This is a genomic window from Streptomyces sp. GC420, from assembly GCF_009916105.1.
Lineage (GTDB): Bacteria > Actinomycetota > Actinomycetes > Streptomycetales > Streptomycetaceae > Streptomyces.
The window spans coordinates 1-6,685 of the sequence record NZ_JAAAXQ010000399.1; the positions used below are offsets into that span (position 1 = coordinate 1).

The following is a 6,685-nucleotide window of genomic DNA, read 5'->3' on the forward strand; positions in this document are numbered from 1 at the left end:
GCGCCCGCGCCCGCCCCCGCTCCCACCGTCACGCAGGGTGGCGCAGCCGCGGGGGCTGCGAGCACCCCGGCCCCGGCGCCCGCGCCGGCCGCCTCGGGGGCGGCCGCCGCACCGGCGAAGCCGGCGGCCAGGCCGGCCGCCGCCGCGCCCGCCCCGGCGAAGCCCGCACCGGCGAAGCCCGCCGCGAAGCCCGCGGCCGCGAAGCCGGCGGCGCCCGCCGACGGGGCCGAGCTGGTGACGCTGCGCGGACCCTCCGCCGCGGTCGCCAAGAACATGGACGCCTCGCTGGAGATGCCGACGGCGACGTCCGTGCGCGCCGTGCCGGTGAAGCTGCTGTTCGACAACCGCATCGTCATCAACAACCACCTCAAGCGCGCCCGGGGCGGCAAGGTCTCCTTCACGCACCTCATCGGCTACGCCATGGTGCAGGCCATCAAGGCCATGCCGTCGATGAACTGGTCGTACGCGGAGAAGGACGGCAAGCCCACCCTGGTCAAGCCGCCGCACGTCAACTTCGGCCTGGCCATCGACCTCGTGAAGCCGAACGGCGACCGCCAGCTGGTCGTCGCGGGCATCAAGAAGGCCGAGACACTCAACTTCTTCGAGTTCTGGCAGGCGTACGAGGACATCGTCCGCCGCGCCCGGAACAACAAGCTGACGATGGACGACTTCACGGGCGTCACGGTCTCCCTGACCAACCCCGGCGGCCTGGGAACCGTGCACTCCGTGCCGCGTCTGATGCCCGGGCAGTCGGTCATCATGGGCGTCGGCTCGATGGACTACCCGGCGGAGTTCCAGGGCACCTCCCAGGACACGCTCAACAAGCTGGGCATCTCCAAGGTCATGACCCTGACCTCGACGTACGACCACCGGGTCATCCAGGGTGCCGCCTCCGGCGAGTTCCTGCGGATCGTCGCCAACTTCCTCCTCGGCGAGGACGGCTTCTACGACGACATCTTCGAGGCGCTGCGCATCCCCTACGAGCCGGTCCGCTGGTTCAAGGACATCGACACCTCGCACGACGACGACGTCACCAAGGCGGCCCGCGTCTTCGAGCTGATCCACTCCTACCGGGTCCGCGGCCACGTCATGGCCGACACCGACCCGCTGGAGTACAAGCAGCGCAAGCACCCCGACCTCGACATCACCGAGCACGGGCTGACGCTGTGGGACCTGGAGCGCGAGTTCGCCGTCGGCGGCTTCGCCGGCAAGTCGATGATGAAGCTGCGCGACATCCTCGGTGTGCTGCGCGACTCGTACTGCCGCACCGTCGGCATCGAGTTCATGCACATCCAGGACCCCAAGCAGCGCAAGTGGATCCAGGACCGCGTCGAGCGTCCGCACTCGAAGCCGGAGCGCGAGGAGCAGCTGCGCATCCTGCGCCGGCTGAACGCCGCGGAGGCCTTCGAGACCTTCCTGCAGACGAAGTACGTCGGCCAGAAGCGGTTCTCCCTCGAGGGCGGGGAGTCCGTCATCCCGCTGCTGGACGCGGTGCTCGACTCGGCCGCCGAGGCGCGCCTGGACGAGGTCGTCATCGGCATGGCCCACCGCGGCCGCCTGAACGTACTCGCCAACATCGTCGGCAAGTCGTACGCCCAGATCTTCCGCGAGTTCGAGGGCAACCTCGACCCGAAGTCGATGCACGGCTCCGGCGACGTGAAGTACCACCTGGGCGCCGAGGGCACCTTCACCGGCCTGGACGGCGAGCAGATCAAGGTCTCCCTGGTGGCCAACCCCTCCCACCTGGAGGCGGTCGACCCCGTCCTCGAGGGCGTGGCCCGCGCCAAGCAGGACATCGTGGGCAAGGGCGGCACGGACTTCACGGTCCTGCCGGTCGCGCTGCACGGTGACGCGGCCTTCGCGGGCCAGGGCGTCGTCGCCGAGACCCTGAACATGTCGCAGCTGCGCGGCTACCGCACCGGTGGCACCGTCCACGTGGTCATCAACAACCAGGTCGGCTTCACGGCCCCGCCGGAGTCTTCCCGGTCCTCGATGTACGCGACCGACGTGGCCCGCATGATCGAGGCGCCGATCTTCCACGTGAACGGCGACGACCCGGAGGCCGTGGTCCGCGTGGCCCGGCTCGCCTTCGAGTTCCGCCAGGCGTTCAACAAGGACGTCGTCATCGACCTCATCTGCTACCGCCGCCGCGGTCACAACGAGGGCGACAACCCGCAGTTCACCAACCCGCAGATGTACACGCTGATCGACAAGAAGCGCTCGGTGCGCAAGCTCTACACCGAGTCCCTGATCGGTCGCGGCGACATCACCCTGGAAGAGGCCGAGCAGGCACTGCAGGACTTCCAGGGCCAGCTGGAGAAGGTGTTCGCCGAGGTCCGCGAGGCCACCTCCGGCCCGGCGCCGGCCCACGCCCCCGCGACGCAGGCGGAGTTCCCGGTCTCCCTGACCAGCGCGGTCTCGCAGGAGGTCGTCAAGCGGATCGCCGAGTCCCAGGTCAACATCCCGGACGGCGTCACCATCCACCCGCGGCTGCTGCCGCAGCTCCAGCGCCGTGCGACCTCGGTGGACGAGGGCACCATCGACTGGGGCATGGGCGAGACCCTCGCCATCGGCTCGCTGCTGATGGAGGGCGTCCCCGTCCGCCTGGCCGGCCAGGACTCGCGCCGCGGCACCTTCGGCCAGCGCCACGCCGTGCTGGTCGACCAGGAGACCGGCGAGGACTACACCCCGCTGCTCTACCTGTCGGACGACCAGGCCCGCTTCAACGTCTACGACTCGCTGCTCAGCGAGTACGCGGCGATGGGCTTCGAGTACGGCTACTCGCTGGCCCGCCCGGACGCCCTGGTGGTGTGGGAGGCCCAGTTCGGTGACTTCGTCAACGGCGCCCAGACGGTCGTCGACGAGTTCATCTCCTCCGCCGAGCAGAAGTGGGGCCAGACCTCCGGTGTGACCCTGCTGCTGCCGCACGGCTACGAGGGCCAGGGCCCGGACCACTCCTCGGCCCGTCCGGAGCGCTTCCTCCAGCTCTGCGCGCAGAACAACATGACGGTCGCCATGCCGACGCTGCCGTCGAACTACTTCCACCTGCTGCGGTGGCAGGTGCACAACCCGCACCACAAGCCGCTGATCGTCTTCACCCCGAAGTCGATGCTCCGTCTCAAGGCGGCCGCCTCGAAGGCGGAGGAGTTCACCACGGGCGGCTTCCGCCCCGTCATCGGTGACACGCACGTGGAGGCCTCGGCCGTCCGCAAGGTCGTGTTCTGCGCCGGCAAGGTCTACTACGACCTCGAGGCGGAGCGCGCCAAGCGCGGCGCGAACGACACGGCGATCATCCGGGTGGAGCGTCTCTACCCGCTCCCGGGCAAGGAGCTCCAGGCGGAGATCGCCAAGTACCCGAACGCCGAGAAGTACCTGTGGGCCCAGGAGGAGCCGGCGAACCAGGGTGCCTGGCCGTTCATCGCGCTCAACCTGATCGACCACCTCGACCTGGCGGTCGGCGCGGACGTCCCGCACAGCGAGCGCCTGCGCCGCATCTCGCGGCCGCACGGCTCCTCGCCCGCGGTGGGCTCGGCCAAGCGCCACCAGGCCGAGCAGGCCCAGCTGGTCAGCGAGGTCTTCGAGGCCTGACCTCGGGGGCTCGTCCCACGAACGCCGAAGGGCCCGGAACCGCGTCGAGCGGCTCCGGGCCCTTCGGCGTCCCACCGCTCCGGCTCACTCCGGCGTTACTCCGGCGTCGTCTGCGTGGACTCCGGCCTCCGGCGCGCCGCCCTCCTCGGACGAGTCTCAGGCCTCACGTTCTTCCTGCGGTTTCGGCACCCGTATGACCACGGTTCCCGCGCTGAGGTCTATCGGTCCCCGCCCCGGATCGGCGTCCCCCGCCTCGTCCAGCGTGATCTCCTGCCTCCGCCGTTCCTCCTCGGTGTGCCGCCTGCCGGGCGCGAACAACTCGTCCAACGCTCCACCGAACATTCCGGCCCACCTCCTCCCCTTCGTACGGCTCGCTCAGGACTTCTCCTCAGCGTAACCGCGCCCCCACTCGAAGCGAGGGTCCCGAGCGCACCGGGATCTCCCACGGGGCGGCGGTCCCGGACGGGCTAGGCTTTTCCTCATGTACTTCACCGATCGCGGCATCGAGGAGCTGGAGAAGCGGCGCGGCGAGGAAGAGGTCACGTTCGAGTGGCTCGCCGAACAGCTCCGTACCTTTGTCGACCTCAATCCGGATTTCGAGGTTCCGGTCGAGCGCCTCGCCACCTGGCTGGCCCGGCTGGACGACGAGGACGAGGACTGACACGGCCAATCGGTTTCTCCCGGCGGGGCGGGAGGCGGGCCACCGCGTCCGCCTGCCCCGGCCGTCGGCTCTGACAGCCTGCCCCGACCGCCTGCCCCGGCCACCGGCGATGACGACCCGCGCAGCACTCCGTGGGCGGCGGGGCGGGGGCGCTCGAGGGCCCGGCAGCGGCTGCGGCGCCGAGTACCCCTGAGCGGCGGCGGGGCCCCAAGGGCCGGCCCCCGATCGGCCGGGCACGGGCGGCACGCAGCCGTGCGTCACGGCCCCGAGCGACCCCGGGCCCGGCACCGTCAGCCGGCCGAGTGACTCCCAGTCATGGACACGTCGAGGCCTGGGCGGCCGCGGCAAAGGTGCACGGCCCCGGAATCCGGCGTGCCCGCGAGGTGCGGCGCGGACCATCACTTGACTTCACCAGGCCGCGATATATCGTGTCACGGGAGATACGCGATATGTTGCGTCTCACCAAGCCTGTACGGGCCCGTCCGAGGAGGCCGCCTGATGTCCGAATGGTCCGTGTCCGAGCCCCGGAAGCTCTCCTTCGACGAACCGGTGGCCACGCTGCAGGTACGCATAGTCAACGGAATGGTCAACGTGGTGGGCTCCGAGGAAGGTTCCACCCGCCTGGAGGTCTCCGCACTCGAGGGCCCGCCGCTGGCCGTGTCCTACGAGGCCGGCACCCTCACCGTCGGGTACGAGGACCTGCCCTGGCGCGGCTTCCTGAAGTGGCTCGACCGCAAGGGCCCGCACCGCCGGGCCGTCGTGTCCCTCGCCGTACCGCCGACGGCCCGGGTCGAGGTCGGCATGGTGGGCGCGGACGCCGTCGTGTCCGGCATCCACGGTCCGACGGGTGTCCGCAGCGTCACCGGCGACACCACGCTCGTCGGACTTTCGGGTCCGGTCTCCGCCGAGACCGTCTCGGGAAACCTGGAGGCCCAGGCCCTCACCGGCAAGCTCCGCTTCCACTCCGTCTCCGGCGACCTGACCGTCGTCGAGGGCACCGCCTCCTCCGTACGGGCGGACTCCGTCAGCGGCGACATGGTCGTCGACCTCGACCCCTCGGGGCCGGCCGACATCGCGCTCAACTCGGTCTCGGGGGAGATCGCCATCCGCCTGCCGCACCCGGCGGACGCCCGGGTGGAGGCGAACACGGCGAGCGGCTCGGTCGCCAACGCCTTCGACGGCCTGCGGGTCAGCGGCCAGTGGGGCGCCAAGAAGATCGCGGGCACGCTCGGCGCGGGCACCGGAAACCTCCGTGCGACCACGGTCTCCGGGTCGATCGCTTTGCTCCGCCGCCCCCTTGTCGAGGATGATCGCCAGGAACCGCCCGGCGCTTCCGCCGGAACCCCCTCCGGGGCCCCCACCGGGTCCCCCAGCGACGGAAAGGTGCTCTGACATGCCTCCCGTCTTCGCGCACGGCCGCCTCCGGCTCTATCTGCTGAAGCTGCTCGACGAAGCCCCCCGCCACGGTTACGAGGTGATCCGCCTCCTGGAGGAGCGGTTCCACGGTCTGTACGCGCCCTCCGCGGGCACCGTCTACCCGAGGCTGGCCAAGCTGGAGGCCGAGGGGCTGGTCACCCATGCCACCGAGGGCGGCCGCAAGGTGTACTCCATCACCGACTCGGGCCGCGCGGAGCTCGCCGGCCGCAGCGGTGAACTGGCCGATCTGGAGCTGGAGATCCGCGAGTCCGTCTCAGAACTGGCCGCGGAGATCCGCGACGACGTGCGCGGAGCGGCCGGCGATCTGCGCCGCGAGATGCGAGCCGCGGCTTCGGAGGCGCGCACCGGCGCGGCCGGGGACGACGGGCCGGAGGCCTGGAGGACGGCCAAGGAGGAGATGCGGCGCGCCAAGCAGGAGTGGAAGGAGCAGGCCCGCCGCGCCAAGGATGAGAGCCGCCGCGCCCGCGAGGAGGCCCAGCGCGCCCGCAGGCAGGCGAAGGAGGCCCAGGAGAGCGCCCGCGAGGAACTGCAGCGCATGGCCAAGCGCGTCCAGGACCAGGTGCAGGACCACTTCGCGCGCGGCGACTGGCCCACGGGCGTCCGCGAAGGGCTCGCCGAGATCACCAAGGAACTGGGCGGCCTCGCCCGCACCGGCGTCTGGCCGCCCTACGCCAAGCCGGAAACGGCCGACGCGAACCCGGCCGGCGCGGACACGGCGGGCACGTACACCACCCCCGCGGAGTCTCAGGAGACCCACGGCTGGGCCGAGGACACCGAGGAGACGGGCAATCCCGCCCGCGACCTCGACCGCCTCCTCGACCGCTTCCGGGACGACATCCGCGACGCGGCCCGCGACCACGGCGTGACCGCCGAACAGCTCAGGGAGGCCCGCCGCCACCTGTCGACGGCGGCCGCCCACATCGGCGTGATCCTCCGCCCGCCGCGCGACTGACCGGAACGAGGTCCTGGGGCCCGGGTTCCGTCCGCACCGGACGGAAC

The 6,685-nt window shown here is 71.1% G+C and carries 5 protein-coding genes; 4 read left to right on the top strand and 1 reads right to left on the bottom strand.

Features of this window, described 5'->3' with window-relative positions; all coding sequences use genetic code 11:
- On the top strand, positions 1–3,588 hold a 3,588-nt coding region (locus GUY61_RS32235), incomplete at its 5' end, for a multifunctional oxoglutarate decarboxylase/oxoglutarate dehydrogenase thiamine pyrophosphate-binding subunit/dihydrolipoyllysine-residue succinyltransferase subunit (protein WP_166633871.1).
- Positions 3,589–3,744: 156 nt separating this feature from the next.
- Here GUY61_RS32235 and GUY61_RS32240 read toward each other — a convergent pair.
- The gene (locus GUY61_RS32240) at positions 3,745–3,930 is read right to left on the bottom strand and encodes a DUF6191 domain-containing protein (RefSeq protein ID WP_166633872.1); all 186 of its coding nucleotides are present in this window, start codon (positions 3,928–3,930) and stop codon (positions 3,745–3,747) included.
- Positions 3,931–4,069: 139 nt separating this feature from the next.
- On the opposite strand from GUY61_RS32240, the gene GUY61_RS32245 reads away from it, so the two are divergent.
- The 3 genes from GUY61_RS32245 to GUY61_RS32255 all read left to right on the top strand — a co-directional run bounded on the left by GUY61_RS32245 (position 4,070) and on the right by GUY61_RS32255 (position 6,638).
- Positions 4,070–4,249, top strand: coding sequence for a DUF6104 family protein (locus GUY61_RS32245; RefSeq protein WP_128557595.1), 180 nt, complete (start codon positions 4,070–4,072; stop codon positions 4,247–4,249).
- Between the two features lie 498 nt (positions 4,250–4,747).
- Positions 4,748–5,641, top strand: a complete 894-nt coding sequence (locus tag GUY61_RS32250) for a DUF4097 family beta strand repeat-containing protein (RefSeq protein WP_166633873.1) — start codon at positions 4,748–4,750, stop codon at positions 5,639–5,641.
- Position 5,642: 1 nt separating this feature from the next.
- On the top strand, positions 5,643–6,638 hold the full coding sequence (locus GUY61_RS32255; RefSeq protein WP_166633874.1) for a PadR family transcriptional regulator: 996 nt from the start codon (positions 5,643–5,645) through the stop codon (positions 6,636–6,638).
- The last annotated feature ends 47 nt before the right edge of the window (positions 6,639–6,685 follow it).